Annotated in this window: 17 protein-coding genes; 3 read left to right on the plus strand and 14 right to left on the minus strand. The window is 48.0% G+C overall.

The annotated features are described in order from the left end of the window. The first annotated feature begins 343 nt into the window (after nt 1-343). Complete coding sequence (rpsT, locus tag XDD1_RS03510; protein ID WP_045968728.1) at nt 344-604, plus strand: 30S ribosomal protein S20; 261 nt, start codon at nt 344-346, stop codon at nt 602-604. 102 nt (nt 605-706) lie between these two features. On the opposite strand, the gene nhaR is transcribed toward rpsT, so the two are convergent. Both nhaR and nhaA read right to left on the minus strand, forming a co-directional pair. After that, complete coding sequence (nhaR, locus tag XDD1_RS03515; RefSeq protein WP_045968729.1) at nt 707-1633, minus strand: transcriptional activator NhaR; 927 nt, start codon at nt 1631-1633, stop codon at nt 707-709. 154 nt (nt 1634-1787) lie between these two features. Next, on the minus strand, nt 1788-2996 hold the full coding sequence (nhaA, locus tag XDD1_RS03520) for a Na+/H+ antiporter NhaA (protein WP_045968731.1): 1209 nt from the start codon (nt 2994-2996) through the stop codon (nt 1788-1790). Between the two features lie 207 nt (nt 2997-3203). Between nhaA and XDD1_RS03525 the strand changes: the two genes are divergently transcribed. Beyond that, entirely contained in the window at nt 3204-4049 is an 846-nt protein-coding gene (locus tag XDD1_RS03525; RefSeq protein WP_045968733.1) for a DMT family transporter, read from the plus strand. A 110-nt stretch (nt 4050-4159) separates the two neighbouring features. Here XDD1_RS03525 and dnaJ read toward each other — a convergent pair whose 3' ends face one another. Then, nucleotides 4160-5296 (minus strand): molecular chaperone DnaJ, encoded by a 1137-nt coding sequence (gene dnaJ, locus XDD1_RS03530; protein ID WP_045968735.1) that lies wholly within the window; start codon nt 5294-5296, stop codon nt 4160-4162. Between the two features lie 104 nt (nt 5297-5400). Next, nucleotides 5401-7311 (minus strand): molecular chaperone DnaK, encoded by a 1911-nt coding sequence (gene dnaK / locus XDD1_RS03535; RefSeq protein ID WP_045968736.1) that lies wholly within the window; start codon nt 7309-7311, stop codon nt 5401-5403. Between the two features lie 301 nt (nt 7312-7612). On the opposite strand from dnaK, the gene satP reads away from it, so the two are divergent. Continuing rightward, the gene (satP, locus tag XDD1_RS03540) at nt 7613-8185 is read left to right on the plus strand and encodes an acetate uptake transporter (protein ID WP_045968738.1); all 573 of its coding nucleotides are present in this window, start codon (nt 7613-7615) and stop codon (nt 8183-8185) included. A gap of 55 nt (nt 8186-8240) precedes the next feature. Here the strand turns inward: satP and XDD1_RS03545 are convergent, their stop codons facing one another. From XDD1_RS03545 to XDD1_RS03590, 10 genes are all read right to left on the minus strand, one after another. After that, nucleotides 8241-9512 carry an MFS transporter gene (locus XDD1_RS03545; protein ID WP_045968739.1) on the minus strand — a complete coding sequence of 424 codons (1272 nt, stop codon included), beginning with the start codon at nt 9510-9512 and terminating at the stop codon, nt 8241-8243. 216 nt (nt 9513-9728) lie between these two features. Then, entirely contained in the window at nt 9729-10316 is a 588-nt protein-coding gene (locus XDD1_RS03550) for a flavoprotein (protein ID WP_045968741.1), read from the minus strand. A gap of 7 nt (nt 10317-10323) precedes the next feature. Beyond that, complete coding sequence (locus tag XDD1_RS03555) at nt 10324-11190, minus strand: metallophosphoesterase family protein (RefSeq protein WP_045968743.1); 867 nt, start codon at nt 11188-11190, stop codon at nt 10324-10326. A gap of 35 nt (nt 11191-11225) precedes the next feature. Next, on the minus strand, nt 11226-11690 hold the full coding sequence (locus XDD1_RS03560; RefSeq protein WP_045968745.1) for a group II truncated hemoglobin: 465 nt from the start codon (nt 11688-11690) through the stop codon (nt 11226-11228). Between the two features lie 38 nt (nt 11691-11728). Further along, on the minus strand, nt 11729-12598 hold the full coding sequence (locus XDD1_RS03565; protein ID WP_045968747.1) for a GNAT family N-acetyltransferase: 870 nt from the start codon (nt 12596-12598) through the stop codon (nt 11729-11731). A 33-nt stretch (nt 12599-12631) separates the two neighbouring features. After that, nucleotides 12632-13768 carry an acyl-CoA dehydrogenase family protein gene (locus XDD1_RS03570; protein WP_045968749.1) on the minus strand — a complete coding sequence of 379 codons (1137 nt, stop codon included), beginning with the start codon at nt 13766-13768 and terminating at the stop codon, nt 12632-12634. Nucleotides 13769-13799: 31 nt separating this feature from the next. Next, entirely contained in the window at nt 13800-14537 is a 738-nt protein-coding gene (locus XDD1_RS03575) for a thioesterase II family protein (RefSeq protein WP_045968750.1), read from the minus strand. Further along, complete coding sequence (locus XDD1_RS03580) at nt 14527-16173, minus strand: GMC family oxidoreductase (protein ID WP_045968752.1); 1647 nt, start codon at nt 16171-16173, stop codon at nt 14527-14529. The genes XDD1_RS03575 and XDD1_RS03580 overlap by 11 nt, the downstream gene beginning before the upstream one ends. Then, nucleotides 16170-19568: a non-ribosomal peptide synthetase gene (locus tag XDD1_RS03585; RefSeq protein ID WP_045968753.1), complete on the minus strand. Its 3399-nt coding sequence runs from the start codon at nt 19566-19568 to the stop codon at nt 16170-16172. Before XDD1_RS03585 ends, XDD1_RS03580 begins: the two co-directional genes overlap by 4 nt. 502 nt (nt 19569-20070) lie before the next feature. After that, the gene (locus XDD1_RS03590) at nt 20071-21249 is read right to left on the minus strand and encodes a Cmx/CmrA family chloramphenicol efflux MFS transporter (protein WP_045968755.1); all 1179 of its coding nucleotides are present in this window, start codon (nt 21247-21249) and stop codon (nt 20071-20073) included. Between the last annotated feature and the right edge of the window lie 37 nt (nt 21250-21286).

A 21286-nucleotide genomic window follows, 5' to 3' on the forward strand; every position in this document is an offset into this window, starting at 1 on the left:
GCTCAATACCGTGGAAATTGCCGGATTATACCTTGTACAAAGCGCAAGGTTAACCCACGATCACAAAGGGTTTTAATTAATAACCTGATTCATACAATAAAAATAGGCCAGATGCCCGAAAAATATTTAATTTATCGCATTTCTCCGGGATTCATGCAGTTTTTTATTGCGAAAGACTGTATTCCCTCTCAGTAAGCTGATAAAATCCCGCCCCATCACAACGTAACCAGCGTCGCTGTACAACGACGCTTATTTGCACAAATCCATTGACAAAAGAAGGCTGAACAGGCATATTCCTCGGCCTTTGAATTGTCCTCGATAGAATATATTTGGGAGTTGGACCTTGGCTAATATCAAATCAGCTAAGAAACGCGCCGTACAGTCTGAGAAACGCCGTCAGCACAACGCAAGCCGTCGTTCTATGGTGCGTACTTTTATCAAGAAAGTATACGCGGCTATCGCTGCTGGCGATAAAGAAGCTGCACAGAAAGCATTCAATGACATGCAACCTATTGTTGATCGTCACGCCTGTAAGGGTCTGATCCACAAAAACAAAGCAGCACGTCATAAATCTGCACTGTCAGCGCAAATCAAAGCAATGTAATCATTGTTTTGGTTATGCTAAAAAAACCGGCTTTAAGCCGGTTTTTTTGTACCTGTCGGTTTTAACCTATCGATTTTAAGATCATGCTTTTACATCATCACGTTAGCGTAATTTTTCAGGGCGGCTTTTGGGTGGCGAACTGAATAACGCAGAAAAATCTTTGTTACACACGCGCTGGACTGCCGGATGCTGGATCATGCGCTCGGCAAAGATGACGTAATACTCTTCCTGTACCGTATCCAGCCGGCCTATCTCAATGATATCGCTGTCAGCGAAAATATCATTGGCATAGAAAGAAGGCGCAATGAAAATGGCATTGTGATACAGACCAAAGGCTTTCATCAAGGCAGCATCATCAAATTCGCCCAGCACTTCAACTTGCAGGTTTTTATTGCGTATCCATGTCAGGAGCTTTCTGCCCAGCATTGAGCGGCGTCCCGGAATTAACAGACGGCGCTCTTCCAGACATTCTGGAAAGGGTTTTTCCGGGATCGGCTGGCGGCAGTAAAAACTGATATTGCATTCTCCCAGTTTCACTGAAAACAACCCTTCCTGTTGCGAAGAATCCACCGGACAGTCGGAAAGGATCATATCCAGTTTATGCTGGCTCAGTTGCTCAAGCAGCATTTCATGGGTCGATTCAAAACACCGTAAGTGGATTTTCTCATGCTCCACAACGGTGGTTTCCAGCACCTTGCTGACTAAACGCTTGGACAGCGCATCAGCAACGCCGACATCAAACAGCAGGTTGGCTTCCCGGCTGTAAGTCACGATATCCAGCATTTCTTGACTGAGGGTAAACATCTTATCCGCGTAACGGAAAATCAACTGCCCCAGTTCTGAGGGCACTAAACCTCTTCCCTGGCGCTTGAATAATTTCCCACCCATCCGTTCTTCCAACGCTTTGATCTGCCCGGTAATGGTTTGTGGTGTCAGGTACAGCGCTTCTGCTGCCCCGACAACAGAACCTTCCTTACAAACGTGCCAAAAATAGTAAAGATGGTTAAAATTTAAATGTGAAACCCGCATATATTTATCCTTGTGTATGCCTCACATCTGTACAACAGCCGTGACCATACATTTCAGGTTGCCAGATTATGGCGTTTTCCTAATTTTTCTATTGATATTAACAGGGTGAATTAATTCGGAAATTCTTTCTGATTTTGTGCTTAAATTAATCTATTCATTGGTTTTTGGCTATGCTTTTTTCTGCGCTCTTTTCTTTGGTAATCGTCTTTGGCAATAGTCTGTTCAATAAGCCATAACCGATGACCGCCGCGATAGTAGACCCCATTAATATACCCAAGCGGGAGTAGGTACTGAAAGTATCATTGAGACCTTCGAATGCCAGAGCAGAAATAAAGATAGACATGGTAAAACCGATCCCACACAGGACGGAAACGGCGAAGATTTGTCGCATGCCAATATTTTCCGGCAACTTCGCCATGCCCAGTTTTACCGAAATCCAGCTAAACAGGAAAATCCCCAATGGCTTGCCAATCAACAGGCCAAGGGCAATGCCGACAGGCAACATATTTGCCAAGCCATTTAATGTGACGCCCTGTAATGAAACACCGGCATTGGCAAAAGCAAACAGTGGCAGGATTAAATACGCGACCCATGAATGCAGTTCATGCTCCAGCGTTTCGGAGGGGGAATCACCTTTTTTGTCACGAAGCGGGATCAAGAACCCAACGATAACGCCGGCTAATGTGGCATGAACACCCGATTTCAAGATACACACCCATAACACCGCACCCACCATCAGATAAGCGGATGTTTTGGCTACTCCTTTCCAATTCATCCAGGCCAACAGCCCAATCATGATGATCGCCATGCCTAATGCGACCAAAGACACGGTTTTGGTATAAAACAACGCAATAATCATGATGACACCTAAATCATCAATAATCGCCAGCGCCAGCAAAAAGACTTTTAATCCAGTGGGAACACGTTTCCCCAACAAGGCCATGACGCCCAGCGCAAAAGCAATATCGGTTGCACAGGGAATTGCCCAACCTTGTTGTGTGATCTCATCACTGCCATTAAACAGCAGATAGATCAAAGCAGGCACCAGCATTCCGCCAAGCGCAGCAATCGCCGGGAAAATGGACTTGTCACGACCGGCAAGCGAGCCTTCCATGAGTTCCCGCTTCACTTCCAGCCCGACAATGAGAAAAAACACCGCCATTAATCCATCATTTATCCATAATAATAATGGTTTGTTAATTTCTAATGCGGCGAATTGCACCGCAACAGGAAGATTGAGAAATTGATGATAAATACCCTGCAATGGCGTATTCGCCATAATCAGCGCAATAACGGCCGCGATAATGAGAAGGAGGCCTCCCGCAGCCTCTAATTTCAAGAATTGGCGAATGATTGCTGTCATGGATAAATTAACCTATGAAATTGATCAAGGTCGTGAATGTTATGCTAGTTATGATATCGGAAAAAGCAGGTTATTTATGCTAAATTAATCGTTATATTCGAATTATAACATGATGAAATAATGTTTTTCGCAATATTGATAAGCTACACTGCATAACAGAATAATTTTTAATCATTATTTGTGCTAACGATATCAGTAAAATCATCCATGACAACGTTACTTTTCCTGTTTGTCCTTGGCGCAGCTATGCTGCATGCCAGTTGGAATGCCTTAGTTAAGATTAGTGCTGACCGGTTCTTGGGGATTTCGATCATTGTCTTTTTTGCCGGACTCATTGCGACATTGGGACTATTTTGGGTCGGATTGCCGACTTTATCCTCCCTGCCGTGGTTAATCTTCTCTGCGATCTTACATACGGCGTATTGTCTGTTTTTAAGCCGCTCTTACGCGACGGGAGACTTGGGTCAGGTCTATCCCATTGCCAGAGGTTGTGCGCCATTAATCACCGCCTTATTGAGCTGGCTTATCTTGCGGGAAATGTTACCGCCGCTTGCTATGCTGGGCGTGGCACTTATTATTGTGGGGATCATGTTAATTGCGTTTCCACAAGGGAAAAAATCCTTGCAATTAGATCGCAAGACGTTGATTGCCGCCATCACAACCTCCGTATTTACCGCAGGTTATACCTTAGCCGATGGGGCTGGCTCCCGCGCCAGCGTGAATACCTTGAGCTATATTTTATGGTTGTTCGCGATTAATGGTTGGGTCATGGGCGCGATGATGTATTGCAAATATTGGAGTCGTGCCGGCAGGCATCTTCGCCAATATTGGCAGCAAGGGTTACTGGGCGGGTTGATGCAGTTATTGAGTTATGGCATTGTGATTTGGGCGATGAGCCATGCGCCTATTGTGCTGGTTGCCGCCTTGCGTGAAACCAGCGTGTTATTTGCGATGTTATTATCGGTTGTTATTTTGCGGGAACCGTTTAGCAAAATGCGGTTATTGGCTTGTGTTGTGATTGTGGCTGGGGTTATTGGGACTAAATTGGGGTAAGGAATGTGCAGGGAGTCAATAGGATTATAAATTGTCTAAAACAACCCTGATTATCCAGCCCAAAAGATAATCAGGGAAAACGTTATTAATGATTTTATCAGTAAATAAAATTACTTCGTCAAATCATCAAAAAATTTTTTCACGCCATCAAGGAAGCTCTTGGAACGCGGGCTGTTGGTTTCCCCACTTTTTCCACCAAAAGACTCACCCAGTTTACGCATTAGCTCTTTTTGTTCTTCGTTCAGCTTAACCGGTGTTTCTACCACCACACGGCACAACAAATCGCCCTGAACGCCGCCACGGACGGATTTCACCCCTTTGCCTTTCATGCGGAACAGTTTGCCGGTCTGGGTTTCCGCAGGGATTTTCAGGCTGACGCGACCATCAAGGGTAGGGACTTCAATTTCGCCGCCCAACGCTGCGGTTGCGAAGTTGATCGGCACCTCACAATAGAGATTGCTGCCATCACGCTCGAAGATATGGTGCGTTTTGACTTGTACCTGAACGTACAAATCGCCGGCTGGTGCACCTTGTTCACCGGCTTCACCTTCTCCGCTTAAGCGAATGCGATCGCCTGTGTCGACACCGGCCGGAATTTTAACCGACAGCGTTTTGTATTTTTCAACGCGACCATGCCCATGACATTTACCACAAGGCTCTTTGATGACTTTTCCGCGCCCGTGACACTGAGGACAAGGCTGTTGAACCGCGAAGAACCCTTGGCGCATCTGAACTTGGCCTGCTCCGTGACAGGTTGGGCACGTTTCCGGGCTGGTGCCCGCTTTGGCGCCGCTGCCATGACAGGTATCACAAGATTCCAGTGTGGGAATACGGATCTCTTTGGTCACACCACGGACAGCTTCTTCCAGAGTTAACTCCATGCTGTAACGCAGGTCTGAGCCACGGCTGGGGCGTTGCTGACGACGGCCACCACCGAAAATATCGCCGAAAACGTCACCAAAGATATCGCTAAAGTCAGCCCCACTGCCACCGAAACCTGCGCCACCGCCCATGCCACCCTGTTCAAAGGCTGCGTGACCATATTGGTCATAAGCGGCGCGTTTCTGAGGATCGGTCAGGATTTCATACGCTTCTTTAATTTCTTTGAATTTGCTTTCTGATTCTTTATCACCCTGATTACGGTCAGGGTGATGCTTCATTGCCAGCCGTTTATAGGCTTTTTTGATCTCTTTTTCGTCTGCGGTTTTGGAAACGCCCAAAACGTCGTAATAATCTTTTTTTGCCATCGTATTGTCTACCCTTAACACGCACGCACGGGCGTGGAGTTACCTCAACGCCCGTGCCAGTTAACAAGTAACAGGCGCCCTGTTACTTTGCCCGCTAAGGGCTATTATTTTTTATCTTTAACTTCTTCGAATTCAGCGTCTACAACGTCGTCTTCTTTCTTCGCGTTGCTTGCGCCGGCATCAGCAGCACCCGCCTGGGCTTGCTGTTGTGCGATTTCCAGCAGTTTCTGGGATGCTTCGACCAGTGCTTGGATCTTCGCTTCGATTTCCGCTTTGTCTTCGCCTTTTACCGCTGTTTCCAGCTCAGAAGTCGCTTTCTCGATGGCCGCTTTATCGTCCGCTGCCAGTTTGTCGCCCGCTTCTTCAACTTGCTTACGGGTGCCGTGAACCAGTTGGTCAGCTTGGTTACGGATCTGAACCAGCTCTTCAAACTTACGATCAGCTTCTGCGTTTGCTTCTGCATCACGTACCATCTGCTGGATTTCTTCTTCGTTCAGACCAGAAGATGCCTTGATGGTGATGTTTTGCTCACGGCCAGAGTTTTTGTCTTTCGCAGAAACGTGCAGGATGCCGTCAGCATCGATATCGAAAGTCACTTCGATCTGTGGTGTTCCGCGTTGTGCTGGCTGAATACCATCCAGGTTGAACTGACCCAGGGATTTGTTATCGCTGGCACGTTTACGCTCACCTTGTAGTACGTGAATGGTTACCGCAGACTGGTTGTCTTCCGCAGTAGAGAACACTTGGCTATGCTTGGTTGGGATAGTGGTGTTCTTGGTAATCAGGGAAGTCATCACGCCGCCCATGGTTTCGATACCCAGAGACAGTGGAGTCACGTCCAGCAGCAGCACGTCTTTCACGTCACCTGCCAGTACACCGCCCTGAACCGCAGCACCCATCGCAACCGCTTCGTCCGGGTTCACGTCTTTGCGTGGCTCTTTGCCGAAGAAATCTGCAACGGCTTTCTGCACCATTGGCATACGGGTCTGACCACCAACCAGAATGACATCCTGAACGTCAGAGACAGACAGGCCAGCGTCATTCAGGGCAACTTTCAGCGGCTCGATAGAACGCTTAACCAGATCTTCAACCAGAGATTCCAGTTTTGCACGGGTCACTTTAATGTTCATGTGCTTAGGACCGGTCGCATCTGCCGTGATGTATGGCAGGTTCACGTCAGTCTGCTGGGCAGAAGAAAGCTCGATTTTCGCTTTTTCTGCCGCTTCTTTCAGACGCTGCATGGCCAGCGGGTCATTACGCAGGTCGATGCCCTGTTCTTTCTTAAATTCGTCAACCAGATAGTTGATCATGCGGCTGTCGAAGTCTTCACCACCCAAGTGGGTATCCCCATTGGTTGCCAGAACTTCATAGGTTTTTTCGCCATCTACTTCATCGATTTCGATGATAGAGATATCGAAAGTACCACCACCCAAGTCATAAACGGCGATAGTGCGGTTGCCCACTTCTTTGTCCAGACCGTAAGCCAGCGCCGCTGCGGTTGGTTCGTTGATGATACGCTTAACTTCCAGACCCGCGATACGGCCGGCATCTTTCGTTGCCTGACGCTGTGCATCGTTGAAGTAGGCTGGCACGGTGATAACCGCTTCGGTGACAGGTTCACCCAGATAATCTTCCGCTGTTTTCTTCATCTTTTTCAGAACTTCAGCAGAAACCTGTGGTGGTGCAATTTTTTGGCCTTTCACTTCCAGCCACGCATCGCCGTTATCTGCTGCCATGATTTTGTATGGCATGATAGAGACGTCACGCTGCACTTCTTCGTCTTGGAAACGACGGCCAATCAAACGCTTGATGGCGAACAGCGTGTTTTGCGGGTTAGTAACAGCCTGACGTTTAGCTGGTTGACCAACCAGAGTTTCACCATCCTGAGTATATGCGATGATGGAAGGTGTAGTACGATCACCTTCACTGTTTTCAAGCACACGCGTGGTTGTGCCGTCCATAATTGCTACACAAGAGTTGGTAGTTCCCAAGTCGATACCAATAATTTTACCCATCTAAACGCCTCCACAAAAAATTCATATATTCGGTCAAGTTACTAAGCTATATGAGGACGAATGTTTTCTTTTCAATGGCTCGGTTTGCCAGAAATTCCCCATTTTGTTTTTCAGCTTATGCCGAAATATTCAGCAGTAACTGTAGTTGAGACTTAGATGGGGTCATTCATTTCATCATCAAGGGGGGAATTGAAAAAAAATTGAGATTTAATAAAAAAATTTTTCTCAGGCCATTGTGTCATTGATGTCATCCCATTATGATTCGCCGCTTTTTATAATTTCTGTATTTTCTAGGGGAAGTATGCATTCTAATCAGTTGGCGAACCCAGGCCCATTGGGTTTGATGGGTTTTGGCATGACAACCATTTTGTTGAATCTGCACAATGCCGGTTTTTTCCCATTGGCATCCGCGATTTTGAGCATGGGCATTTTTTATGGTGGTTTGGCTCAAGTGCTGGCCGGCATTTTTGAGTACAAGAAAGGGAACACGTTTGCGGCAACCGCATTTACCTCTTACGGTCTGTTCTGGCTGAGCCTGATCGCGTTGCTTTTCCTGCCAAAAATGGGTCTGGCTGAAGCCACCAGCCATGAGTTCCTTGGCGTTTACCTCGCACTGTGGGGCATTTTCACGCTGTTTATGTTCTTTGGTACGTTGAAAGCTAACCGTGTCCTGCAATTTGTGTTTGCCAGCCTGACGCTGCTGTTTGCATTGCTGGCAATTGGCAATATCACCGGCAATGCTGACATCCTGACCTTCGCGGGTTTTGAAGGCATTATCTGTGGTGCGAGTGCTTTCTATCTGGCAATGGCGGAAGTGCTGAATGAACAATATGGCCGCACTGTTCTGCCCATTGGTGAAGTGAAACACGCTTAACCGTTTTTCAACAGGATGAGCGAATGACGCTCATCCTGTGCTCCCCTCCGCATGATCAGATAGATTTTTTCCGCAAGTAACATCCCAGTAAAAGACCAACAGCCGATAAGGTCATCATGTAGTAGGCGGGTGCCAGTGGGGTATATGTCAGCAATAGGGTGACAAAAATGGGGGTTAGTCCACCAAAAATGGCATAAGCCAGATTATATGAAAATGAAATGCCACTGAACCTGACTTCTGGTGGATAGCTCTTCACCATGACAAAAGGTGTTGCGCTAATGACGCCCACCGCCAGCCCGACGAAGGCGTAAGCGCTAAAGAGTTTGCGCGGTTCGTGGCTGATATTGTGATAGAAAAACCAAGTGGCGGCCGCTAATAGAAGGCAGCCGACAATCAGTACAATACTGGCTCCCCACTTATCGCATAAATAGCCTACACAGATACAGCCGATCGCTAATGCGATGATGGCCAGACTGTTTGCCTGCAAAGTCAGTGATTGTTCCAGATGAAATACTGTCTGCATATAGGTTGGAGTCATCAAGATAATGACGACAATGCCGGCAGAAAGCAGCCATGTCAGCAGCATGGAAATTGAGATGGCGCGCTTGTGATTGAAAACGACAGATTTGAGGGGCAGCTCTTCTGCCAATGCCTTGCGTTCCTGCATTTCCTTGAAGACCGGGGTTTCATGCAGCCAGCGGCGCAGGTACATAGCGCACAGGCCGAAAATTCCTCCCAGGAAAAATGGCAGACGCCATGCCCAATCCAACACTTCTTGCTTGGGGTAAAGAGAGGTAATCAGGGTGGCGACGAGGGAACCAAATAAAATCCCCATGCTCAGTCCTGCGGTCAAAATACCACAGGCAAGCCCAATGCGTTTATGGGGCACATGCTCTGCCACAAAAACCCAGGCACCGGGCACTTCTCCGCCAATCGCGGCTCCCTGCATGATCCGCATCAGTAACAGCAGCACAGGCGCTGCCATGCCGATGGTGTTATAGGTCGGCAACAGGCCGATGGCGAGTGTGGGTACGGCCATCATCACGATACTGAGTGAAAACATTTTCTTACGCCCAGCCCGATCGCCAAAATGGGCCATGATGATCCCACCCAAAGGCCGGGCCAGATAACCCGCAGCAAAAATACCAAATGTCTGTAATTGCCTGAGCCATTCCGGGATATCCGCCGGGAAAAAAAGTTCTCCCAGGGCAACAGCAAAAAAGACAAAGATAATAAAATCGTAAAATTCCAGAGCGCCGCCTAAAGACGCTAAGGACAGAGTTTTATAATCCTGTTTGTTTAATGGACGAATGAGATTTTGTGACATAAATTACCGATTTATAGTTATAAAATAGGATATAAGGTGATTATTCCCAATTATCTTGCCAGAACCAAAATAGTTGAAAATAAAACTTATGCTATATTAAAAGCCATTTGTTCTGCAATTTTTAAACAGGGTTCATTGTCGGGATAGGTAGTTTAGATTTGAATCGAGGAAGAGTTTACGGCTATTACTCTTCCACGAGGCGATTAATCTCAGGATTTATTTTGGCAGATGTTTGGGTAAATGTTGTTTCAGTAATAAAATGACGGTTTCAATCTCCGGTAATGAAGGATGCCCAACCATTCGTTGTAGTGAAACGTCAAAATTTTCATGCCACTTGGGTTCAATGACGTGGTAACCATCATCCCGCAATTGATTGATATTGCGACGTGTCGCCGGTTTTTCCCACATGACGCTGCCCATCACCGGAAAAAACAGCACCGGAAATGTCGAGGCCAGAATGACCGTTGTTAACCGATTGGGTGCGCCGCCACAGGCAACCGTCGCCAGTGTGTTAGCTGTTGCGGGTAAAACCGCCATCAGATCATGATCCGCGACAATGCGCGAAGGTTTGTCGGTCGGCCAATCGTGTGGCATCTCTCCGTTAATCACCCGATCGGCATAGAGTGCAACGGTTGAGGCGGGTAAAAAAGTGGTGGCAGGCTGGGTCATCAAGACCGTCAATGTACAGTCGATGGTTGCTTTAATGGCGGCAAGATATTTGGGCAGCAGGGTGATATCCACTGACCCGGTTGCCCCGATTAAAATCCGGGGTTTTATCTGTGGCAGGATTTCATCATTTTTCATCGCTAAATTAGCCTCTTATCAGCATAGATGATGGGTGATATTCGTTCGTGTGTTCCAATAATCCATCCAGTGGCACTAAATAAGACTTCCTGCCATGCGCTTGCCATTCCCGCGGATAGCCCAAAGAGACCTCCAAATGGGCAACATCGTGAATATAGTCGAGATCAGGCAGGTGCAAGTGTCCGTAGACCACCAGACGAACCCCGGTTCGTGATGCCCATGGGTGCGTTTTTTCACTGCCACACCAAATGGAAAATTCGCGGTTGCGCAGCGATTCGAGCGGCTTACGGGTGAGAGGGAAATGGCTGATCAGCACGATATCTTCACCTTCTGGAATGGCGTTCAGGCGTTTTTCGGTATAGTGGATACGTTCCCGACACCAATCGACAATATTTCGGTGGGGATAGGTTTTCAGGAAGAACTCGTCAGAGCTAATGACCCCACAACGCCGGGCGCGTTCGATGGCCTGCTCCGCCGTATAGTCAGCCTCATTTCTGAATGAATAATCGTATAGCGTAAAAATAGGGGCAATGGTCACGGTTGTCCCATTCCCCCTGCGGTAATGACGGAACTCATCTTCAGGCGTCAGTACGTTATGCTGTCGGCAGATATTGACCAGATGTTCATAGCGTGGAACGCCGGGCAACTTTAATTGATCTTTGGGCGTGCACCAAAGCTCATGGTTTCCCGGCGTCCAGACCACTTGGGCAAACCGTTGGGAAAGTGTACTGATGACCCAAGTAAAGTCTGACTCCTGCTCTGCAATATCACCTGCCAGCAGCAGCCAATCGTCAGGCGTGGCTGGCCTGAACGAGTCGACTATTGCCCTATTGGTGGCATGAGATACATGCAGGTCACTGATTGCCAACAGCATGAACTTACCTCTCTATCTCTCCGTTTCTGTAACGATCAGGGCGTGCCCGGAGGCGCCTCTCCCCAGCCCCATTTGGGTACGGTTTCGCGGCGTGAAGGGGCGGCATTGGGTTGAGAATTAGCTTCAGCCCGGCGCGAACCCCATTCGATATAACTGGCAAATGCGGCACGAAATTCAGGATCAGCAGGCAGGCCGATTTCATCCGCTGATTCCATAAGCAAAGTGACCCATCTCTTTCTCTGTTCCGGCTGAATGCTTCTGCCCCTGTGACGGCTCAACATGACTTTGAAGCCTCCACGCTCGTCGGTATAACGTTTTTCCCCACCGAGCACTTCTTCCAACCACATGGCGACATGGCCGGGATGATCGGATTTCATGTTTTTAAACAGCGGGGCAAGGAGTTCATCTTTTTCGACCTTGGCATAAAAGGTGGCCATGAGTTTCATGAGTACCTCACGGCCTCCCATCCATTCAAATAAGGTCGGTGTTTCATTTGCCATACATTACCTCTCAATAGGAATATCTTTGTTAATGATGATTACCCCAACTCCAAAGACGCAATGGCTTTGACCTTATCCAGCCGCCCCTTTGGTATGAGATTGCCTTTGTACATTCTGTAGGTGTTAAAAAGCCCCTTTAGCCCATATTCGTTCGCCAGTGGGAGAAAATCGTTGTTATCGGTTTCGGGAACATCAACGGATACCGGTAAACCCGCCGGGATCTGGGCGAATGCGGTCAGGGCCAATGTTTCAACAACGTCGGCGTTATCGGCGAAGAAAGGGCCGATTCGGTAGCCATTTTGTGATCGCCTGATGCCGATGACGCCGGAAATCCCGGTGCTGGAATAAGTGCAAAATCCATAACGTTCTTTTCCCCAGAACCAGTTGGCAAGTAGTGCCCCGCGATAAATGCCGGTGCATTCCGCATCATACTGAATGACTTCATCAATATTGGCGGGTGTGATCGGAAGAGCGCCGGCGGGTGGGGTGATTTTTTGCCTGATGATCCCGGAAAGCCGGACATTGCGATAATGAATAGCAAAGCCTCTTTTTCCGTAGAGTTGCGTTTTATCCCAGTTACCATCACAGCCAATGGTGCGGTGTCCGGCATAGTCCATCGACCATTGCCAGATTCTGCCGGCACAAACATGGTTGCGGTATTCTGGCAGAATGATGAAATTGCCACCGAACGAATAAGAATCGGAATAATTGACCATCGAGATTGATGCAATGGGGTGGCTCCCACGATAGGCAATAAAAAACGCCGCCGGATCGACATTAAAGAAACAGGCGGCATCGTCCGTATTCATATCCCAGTTTTCGACATTCGCCCAATCGAGAATAATCGCATTCCATTGACTGACATTGACTGATTGAATGAGACACGACGTAGTGTTTTGCTTATTCATAACCCTTATATCCTCTCCAACAACGATCACGGCTTAAAGTCCCATTGATTTGCTGATGATTTCTTGCAGTACTTCACTGGTGCCACCGTAAATGGTCTGGGCGCGGCTATTCAGCCAATTCTTGCCGGCAATGGAATCACGCAGGTAACCCAAGCCACCGTGCAATTGCAGGCAACGATCGGCCACTTTCATTTGCAGTTCGGTTGTCCACAACTTGATGCGGGCGGCATCGACTAAAGTGAAAAGCCCTTGGTTAAAGCGATCAACGGCGTTATCAAGGTAGATGCGGGCGATGTTTACTTCGGTATCTAATTGCGCGAGCATAAAACGGTTGTATTGAAAGGAGCCGATCGGTTGATTGAAAGCGGCTCTTTCTTTTACATAGTCCAGGGTGCTCTGCAATATCTGTTCTGCGCTGGCCACCGCCACGGTTGAAATGCTGAGGCGTTCGCGCGGCATGGCTGACATAAAATAATAGTTACCGAGGTTTTCACGGCCAATCAGGTTGGTAACGGGCACCTTGCAATCATCAAAAAAGAGTTCCGCCGTGTCGCTGCCATGCCAGCCAATTTTCTTTAATGGCGCTCCCCTCGTGAATCCGGGCATATCCCGCTCGATGGCCAGCAGGCTGATCCCCTGACCCTGTTTTCCTTCGTCGGTTTTTACCGCGACGACGATCAGATCCGCATTGATGCCGTTGGTAATGTAAGTTTTACTGCCATTGACTCGATAATAATCGCCCTGACGTTTCGCCACGGTTTTGATATCTGCGGTATTGGAGCCTCCGCCGGGTTCCGTCATGGCAATGGCGGCGACCCTTTTTCCGCTGCACAATTCCGGCAGCCACCGGTTTTTCTGCTCCCCATTAGCGAGGGAAAAGAGATAGCTGGTCACCACATCATTATGGGCAACGATCCCCGGCACAGTGACACCAGCTTTGATCAGCTCTTCGGTCAGGATCACGGCGAAGCGATAATCATTTTTTCCCCGTCCCCCGAACTCAGGGCTGACAGCCATGCCTAACAATCCTGCCTGACCTAATTTCTCCCAAAAGGATCGCTCAACCAGCCCGTTCTCTTCCCATTTTGGATGCTCAGGCACGATTTCCCGCGCAAGAAATTCACGGCAGGATTTTCGGTAATGATCAAAACTATCAATCTCAATACGCATATTCACTCCAGATTCTTTGTCAGCCTTTGTTTTATTCAGCAATATTTGTTTTACTCAGCAGTATTTGTTTGATGACATCCCAATGTTGGTACACAGCAAAGTGATCTCCTTCGATATGGATAAGCGAAATAGCGTTCGAGGTGTAACCTTTCCACGCTTCCATATCTGCCAACGTGACATGCCTGTCGTGGGTGGCGGAAATCAGCACCAGCGGGTAATTCACCTGCCTATTGCCAAGCCGGGGAAATTGGCTGCGTATCCGGTAATCATTGCGCAGTTGCCGGATGATGGGTTTTATCAGCGCCGGCTCGTTCAAAATGGCGGCGGGTGTCCCTTGATCCTGTCTGGTTTTCTGCATCAATTGTTCATCTGTCCACTCATGCCGCTCATCGTTGAGTTGACGATGAGGAGGAACAGAACTGGATACCACGCCAAATAAGGGAGAAGTGCCGTAATTGCTTATTAGCGCCTGACCCACCGCGAGACTCAGCACCCCACCAAAACTGTGGCCAAAGGTGATCCACTCCGTGATACCCAGCGCCTGTTTTTGTTGCCAATCCGCCCAGATATCGGCAGCCAATCGCTCAATCAGTGAATCGAGATCATGCAGTTCCGGCTCCTTCGCCAGAGCGCCACGACCAGGGATGGCAACGGGCTGCAAGATCGCCGATTGAGTTGCCATCAGATCATTAAGCCAGGGGCGATAAACGGCGGTGGTTGCCCCGGCATGTGGAAAGGCATAAATCACCCGCCTGCAATTAATGTTCATTTATCCTCCGCCCTGTTTCTTCTCGCTTGATCAGGAAACTGACAATGCGTTCAGCTACCATAATGGTGGTCAGATTGGTTGGCATGGAGGGAATGGTGGGGAACAGGGACGCATCGGCAACGGTGACGCCGGTAATGCCATGTACCTGCCCCTCTTCCTGCGTGGCGCTATCGGGATCACTGTGGAGACCCATTCTGAGCGTTCCAGAGGCGTGCCAGCCCGGATTGACCAGATTCTTGATGGCACTGTTCATGATTTCATCGTTATTAATCATGGAGTGAGACCAAAACTGGATGCCATCAAGGAACACATTCACTTCTGGATGGTGCAAAACCTGCCAGATTTTACGCACCCCGCCGACCAGACGAGAGATATCTGACGGGGTTCGGGTTAATGGCAGATCAATCTGGGGTAATTCTGTGGGTGTGGCAGAGCTGATGAAGACCTGCCCGCGCATCTCTGGACGCATCAACATCACGGAAGCGCCCACTAACATCGGATAAGTCACACGATCTCTGAATCCCGGTACGGTGTCGCTGGCAACATTGTTCAGCAAGCCAATTTGCACATCGACGTTTTCGTCATAACCGCTGTTAATGCGGGCAGCAATTTGCCGCCACGGTAATCCGGTGGTACAGACACCGGCTTTGGGGAGCGCCCAGAGTACCACGGAGGCATGGTCAGTGAGATTTCTGCCAACGGCGGGCACGGATGCAACCACAGGGATACCTAATTTGCCCAGATGTTCTGGATCACCCACCCCTGAACGCTGCAATAAGGTGGCTGAGCCAATCGCGCCAGCGCAGAGAACAATGTGTCCGGCCTGATAAACCCGCTCTTCTCCCGCCTGAATGATTTTTACCCCGGCGGCAACCGTGCCGTTAAAAATGATCTGCGTGACCAAGGCATCGGTTATCACGTGCAGGTTTTCCCTGCTCAGGTTCGGTTCAAGATAGGAACGATAAACATCGACTCTTTCGGCACCATTGATGACATTGGCGGGTACAGGGCCGACGGCGGGATCTTCCCCGACATTGAGATCATTGGCATAAGGCACACCAAGCTGTTCACAGGCACGGGCAAAGGCCCTATCCAGCGGATGGATCTCACCCTGCGGTGGTCTGCGCAGACACATCGGCCCTTGTGAACCGTGGATATTATCGCCGGGATAATCGGTATCATTCTCCAGATGCTTAAACCACGGCAGAACCTGCTGCCAAGACCAACTAGGGCAACCCATTTGCGCCCATTGATCGAAATCGCTCGGAAATCCGCGCAGGGCAATGGCACCGTTGACGGCGGAAGAACCCCCCAGCACTTTGCCCACGCGATAATTAAACGGTTTGCGCTCTTTATGTTTGCGAACCTGTTGCTGGTTACCTTGTTCGTGCACGGGAGGCGCAATCAGGGCGGTAAACCGCTCATCATTGCGCACATTGGCTTCGTAATCCCAGTTATAGCCTTCCAGTACCAGTCTTGACGCATCCCTGAGCGGACTGGCCGGATCATGTACATCAGATTGGCAGCCTGCTTCAATCAGCAATACCGACTTCATGCTATTTTCGGACAGGCGTGATGCGGCCACGCAGCCTGCGGAACCGCCACCGACCACGATATAATCGTATATTTTGGTCATAGCTCATTCACCACTTGAGATTGAACGAGGGTTTCGATGATGCGAGAGAAAGACTGAATATTGGCATTCATAAACAGCCCTTCGATGATGTCCTGCTCGCCAACGGGCGTAATATTAAATTCCTGTCGCAGCGCACTCAGTAAACCCACGGCGTGCAGCGAATCACCGCCAATATCAAAAAAGCCATCGGTGACATCAAAATCATCATGCTGGAGCTGTGCTTGCCAGAGTTTCAGGATCTTGGCTTCTATCTCATTCGCGGGCTTGACTGGCGCATCAGCGTGTTCTTCGCTGTCAGACCAAGGGGCAGGCAGTGCTTTACGGTCAATTTTTCCATTACTGGTTAATGGCATATGCGCCAATAAGAGGTAATAACTGGGCACCATATAAGAGGGCAATGTTTTGCGGGCAATCTCCCGTAGCTGCTCCTGAAAATGCGCCGGATCAGCCAGTGTTTCTGGTGCTTCGGGCACAATATAGGAAACAATATGCCGTTGGCCGGTTTTGGCATGAACCGGGGCATCAATGACAACATGGCTGGCGTTTTCATGGGTCAGGAGGCAGGCCTCAATTTCACCTAATTCAATACGGTAGCCATTGATTTTTACCTGATTATCTTCACGTCCTAAAATTTCGATCAAACCTCCGGCAATATATCGCCCTAAATCGCCGGTTCGGTACAGCCGTTCACCCGTCACAGGATGAGTAATAAAGCGCAGTGCGGTTTTTTCTGCGTCGCCCAAATAACCTTGGGTCACGCCGTCGCCGCCAATATAAAGCTCTCCGGTCACCCATTTGGGGCAGGGAAGGAGCCAATTATTCAAAACATGGAACGTTTGATTTGCCAGCGGCTTGCCATAAGGAATGCTTTTCCAGTTTTTATCAATTTCCTCAATGGGATAATGGATCGACCAGATAGAGCCTTCAGTCGCTCCGCCAAGGCTGATAATCGCCGTCTCTGGCAGACTCTCCCGAATACGTTCCGGTAGATCGACCGGTATCCAGTCCCCGCTCATCAGGATTAACCTTAAGGGGCTTTCAGACAGGGCGGAACCATTTCTGTCTACCAATATTTTCACGGGAGCCGGTACACTATCCCAGATAGTAATGTGATGTTTGATCAGCAGATCTAACCAGATTTTGGGATCATTGGCGGTTTCAGGCAGGGAAAAAACCACTTTTCCGCCCACGCTCAATAGCCCGAAATAGTCATAAACGGACAAATCAAATCCGGCTGGTGCGACCGACAACACGGCATCTTTTTTGGTGACGTGGAATTTGTGATTAATATCAACCACCGTATTGGCGGCATTACGGTGGGAAGCCATGACGCCTTTCGGTTCTCCGGTGGAACCGGAGGTAAAGATGACATAGGCCAGATCATCCAATCCCTGAATGGATGGCATGGTCGCTTGTTCTGTATCCCTCGCGCCGGACACCGGACACTCATCCAGATTGATACGGAGTAAATGAGGGAATTCATCATGGGCAAAAACCGTGCTGTCAGTGACAATTCCCTTGGCTGAACAGCGGCGGAGTAAACTCATCCGGCGTTCAGCAGGAAGCTGGGGATCAATGGCGACGTAGGCCGCTCCTGACATCAGCACGCCCAGTAACCCGATGACCAACGCCGGGCTTTGTGGCAGGGAAACCGCGACAATATCACTGGTATCGATTTGAACGGAGGCTCGCAGTTGTTGTGCTACGGCATCAGCTTTACTGACCATTTCTGCGTAGGTGACCTGTTTGTCACCCTGAATCAGCGCAATGGCATGAGGGAATTTGGCGGCGGCCTGTAACACCATTTCATGCAGGGGTTTGAGATCAAATTCGGTATCCGTTGCGTTGGCTTGTTCCCGCTCCATCCGATCTGAGTTCGGCAAGGGCACCAAGGGGATGTTTTCATCCCAGACAGAATCCTCTTCGGCACACGTCGCCAGCAGCGCCATATACGCATCCAACATGGCTTCCACCATGCCGTCAGGGAATAACTCATTGACGGTGTTCCAGTTAATCTGGACAAGATCATCAACCCGGACAACCTGGTTCTCTAACCAGACTTGTGGGGTTTGGTTACTGCTATAGACGTGGGTCGCTTCCGTCCAACCGGTATCGGTGACTACGTTGTCCAAATCCGCTGTCAGAGTATTGCTAAAGACAACCGGCGCGGTGGCTGCCCGGTTGCCATGATTCCGGCGGGTCAACTCCCGCAGAACCTGAACACCATTATGGGAACAGTGCCAGCGATTCAGCATCAGATCAGTCTGGATCTGCACTAAACGATCATAGAGGCTTTCTTCTCCGGTTCCCCCGACGCCCAATAACAGCGGTTGCAGGAAGTTGCCGACCATATTTTCAATGCCAGCAAAATAGGGGCGGCGGCCAAATTGCGTGATTGTCAGGGTAAACGTTTGACGTTTCGACCATTGACGCAGTACTTCTGCGTACAGACCGAGAAGCACGGTTTCCAACGTGAGCTGGCGTAATTCCGCTTTTTTCCGCAGAGCGAATAATGTTTCAGCAGAGATTTTTCGGCTGTAACGTTTAAACACCGGCGGAGAAATGATCTCTGGCGCATTTTTTAACGGTAATTCGGGTGGTTGAGGTAAATGATCTAACTGTTTCTCCCAATAGGTTTTATCACGCAGCCCCTGCGGTTGTCCCTGTAAATAACGTTCTGATTTAATATAACGGTGGAAACTGCTGTTATCAGGTAAAACAGGCAGTTTATGACCCTGATAAATTTTCCACCAGTCACGTAATACCAACCGGACACTATGAATATCGACAAACATCAAGTCGAAATAAATATGCAGACGGGTAATATCATTATTAAGTAGGGTTGCCCGTATATCAAATGTGGGCGCTTTATCCATAGGTAATAATTGCGTTTCCATTTCCTGACGAAATATTGCCAGCATTTTATCTTTTTCTGAATCTGACCATGCCCTGCCATCTTGAATAGAAATGGTATAGGTTAATGGCATAGGTAAAATCTTTTGCTGACCGTCCGAAGATAACGTTGCCCGTAACATGGGGTGGTACTCAATAATCTTATTCAGGGCCTGATTTAATAACGCGATATCTAAAGATTTTATATCCCATTCGGTATATAGGCAGCTTGTCAATCCTCCCAGCTCTAGCCCAGGATTACGCCCAATCAAATAAGCATATTGAATATCGGTTAATGGAAAGTCTTCTGTTTCAGGAGATTCCACGTGTGATGTTATTGGAATAGGGGAGTTTAGTGGTAATATATTATAGAGTATATCCTTAATCTGTTGTGTTAATTGGGAAATTTCTATTTCTGTATTTTCATTTTCTTGTTTATATAATTCAGGAGAAACAGAAAATTGTAATCCAGATTCTTTCAATGCTTTGAGAAAAAGCTGCATACAGTAGCTCCTACATTTGACCGAGGATTTAAAGTTTCTCTATGTAATATTCTATTTTGTTTATGATTATTTTTACTGATGAAATAAAACCTTATGAAAACATAAATAAACGGTTTGGTTAGTTATCCGATTTTGCCTGAATGGTATTTGGCATCTAACATTAATTCAACAAGTTTATAACTACAGGACATATCTAATAACGATTTGTAATGAATAATTTTTATTTGTTGACTTTTATGTTTTCTTTAACTAATTGAATTTATGGTTTTTTGTTTTTTATGGAGATGAGGATGAGTTTTTTATTTCACACAAGGTGAGTTTTTTTCTGATCTGGAGGGTGATAAAGAATATGCTGCTGTGTTCTATTTTTAAATACGAACTTAATGGGAAGAAAAGTCTAAGTTCAGATTATGGTAACAAACTCACAACAGCATACTTAATGATAAGCAATTAAAGGATTTTATTCCGCAAGAGTGATAATCCAGATATAAGTTAATTACACTTAATATTTTTTCTTGTGTAAATGGGCATCAAGCAGGATTGGAATCAGAGCTACCATCGCTAATAGCGCACTGACCCAACCAATTGAAGGTAACCCATAACCTGCTTTTATGGCTAATCCACCCAATAAGGGCGCTAAAGTAATCCCAAGCTGGAAAGCTGACACATTGGTTGCTCCGGCCAATGTTGGAGCACCCGCTGCGATCGTATAAACTCTATTCATTACCGCAGGGTTAACAACGAAGCCAAATATACCGAGCAGAAATACCAGACCAATTGTCATTATGAGATTTTCGGCTAAAAAACCTAATGCAACAGAGATAACAATAACGCCAATTGTTCCAATACCGAGTGTACTGAAAGGGGACTTATCGGCTGTACGACCCCCTATCGTTAATCCGATAAAAGCCCCAATACCAAAAAGGGAGAGGACTGCCGGAAGCCAAGTAACGGCTAACTTACTTGCATCGATAAGTAGCGCACCTAAGTAACTGAAGGTTGCCATATAGGCTGCCGTTGTGAATACGGTCGTACAATAAGCAACCCATAGTTTGGGTTGAGCCATCACTTTTAATTCAGTATGTAATGCAGGTATCTGTTCCTGCTGTATTTCAGGCAACATAAACCACAACGCAATGGCTGTAACGGATGTCGCTGCTGCAATGGCCCAGAACCCTGCACGCCACCCAGCAATATCACTGATCATGGTTCCAAGCGGCCCGCCAACTACCATTGCCAAACTCAATCCACTCACCACAATAGACAGTGCTTTTGCAGTACGATCCTGAGTCACCAGGTTGACCGCTGTTGTTGCAGCAACCGCCCAAAATCCAGCATAAGCCACGCCACTCACAATACGAGAGATGAGTAATGGCCAGTAGTCCTGTGAAAACATCCCAATAGTCGTTGCTGCGACAAATAACGCTTGGCTTGCGAGTAAAGTTGCACGTCTGGGCCAGCGTAGTGTTGCGACTGCCAGAGGTGGCGCACCGAGTAAAACACCTACAGCAAACGCTGAAATTAACATTCCTGCGGATGGTAAAGAAACTTGCAAATCCTCAGCAATTTTTGGCAATACACCTGAGATTAAAAATTCAGAGCTGCCCATTGCAAACAAGCTTAGGCCCAGGAGGTAAACGGCGATAGGGATGCTGGATTGAGTGACATTTGAAAGAGACATTGTGAACTCCAGAGTTAAATTTGGCTCATCATTCTGG

This window comes from Xenorhabdus doucetiae (assembly GCF_000968195.1).
In the GTDB taxonomy this organism is placed as follows: domain Bacteria; phylum Pseudomonadota; class Gammaproteobacteria; order Enterobacterales; family Enterobacteriaceae; genus Xenorhabdus; species Xenorhabdus doucetiae.

Bases quoted from the DNA above. Each gene is read 5' to 3' on its own strand.
- dnaK (WP_045968736.1), bottom strand. From the start codon at position 7,311: ATGGGTAAAATTATTGGTATCGACTTGGGAACTACCAACTCTTGTGTA.
- nhaR (WP_045968729.1), bottom strand. From the start codon at position 1,633: ATGCGGGTTTCACATTTAAATTTTAACCATCTTTACTATTTTTGGCAC.
- XDD1_RS03550 (WP_045968741.1), bottom strand. From the start codon at position 10,316: ATGAAAAATGATGAAATCCTGCCACAGATAAAACCCCGGATTTTAATC.
- XDD1_RS03560 (WP_045968745.1), bottom strand. From the start codon at position 11,690: ATGGCAAATGAAACACCGACCTTATTTGAATGGATGGGAGGCCGTGAG.
- XDD1_RS03570 (WP_045968749.1), bottom strand. From the start codon at position 13,768: ATGCGTATTGAGATTGATAGTTTTGATCATTACCGAAAATCCTGCCGT.
- dnaJ (WP_045968735.1), bottom strand. From the start codon at position 5,296: ATGGCAAAAAAAGATTATTACGACGTTTTGGGCGTTTCCAAAACCGCA.
- XDD1_RS03565 (WP_045968747.1), bottom strand. From the start codon at position 12,598: ATGAATAAGCAAAACACTACGTCGTGTCTCATTCAATCAGTCAATGTC.
- nhaA (WP_045968731.1), bottom strand. From the start codon at position 2,996: ATGACAGCAATCATTCGCCAATTCTTGAAATTAGAGGCTGCGGGAGGC.
- XDD1_RS03580 (WP_045968752.1), bottom strand. From the start codon at position 16,173: ATGACCAAAATATACGATTATATCGTGGTCGGTGGCGGTTCCGCAGGC.
- XDD1_RS03585 (WP_045968753.1), bottom strand. From the start codon at position 19,568: ATGCAGCTTTTTCTCAAAGCATTGAAAGAATCTGGATTACAATTTTCT.
- XDD1_RS03525 (WP_045968733.1), top strand. From the start codon at position 3,204: ATGACAACGTTACTTTTCCTGTTTGTCCTTGGCGCAGCTATGCTGCAT.
- XDD1_RS03555 (WP_045968743.1), bottom strand. From the start codon at position 11,190: ATGCTGTTGGCAATCAGTGACCTGCATGTATCTCATGCCACCAATAGG.
- XDD1_RS03590 (WP_045968755.1), bottom strand. From the start codon at position 21,249: ATGTCTCTTTCAAATGTCACTCAATCCAGCATCCCTATCGCCGTTTAC.
- XDD1_RS03545 (WP_045968739.1), bottom strand. From the start codon at position 9,512: ATGTCACAAAATCTCATTCGTCCATTAAACAAACAGGATTATAAAACT.
- XDD1_RS03575 (WP_045968750.1), bottom strand. From the start codon at position 14,537: ATGAACATTAATTGCAGGCGGGTGATTTATGCCTTTCCACATGCCGGG.
- satP (WP_045968738.1), top strand. From the start codon at position 7,613: ATGCATTCTAATCAGTTGGCGAACCCAGGCCCATTGGGTTTGATGGGT.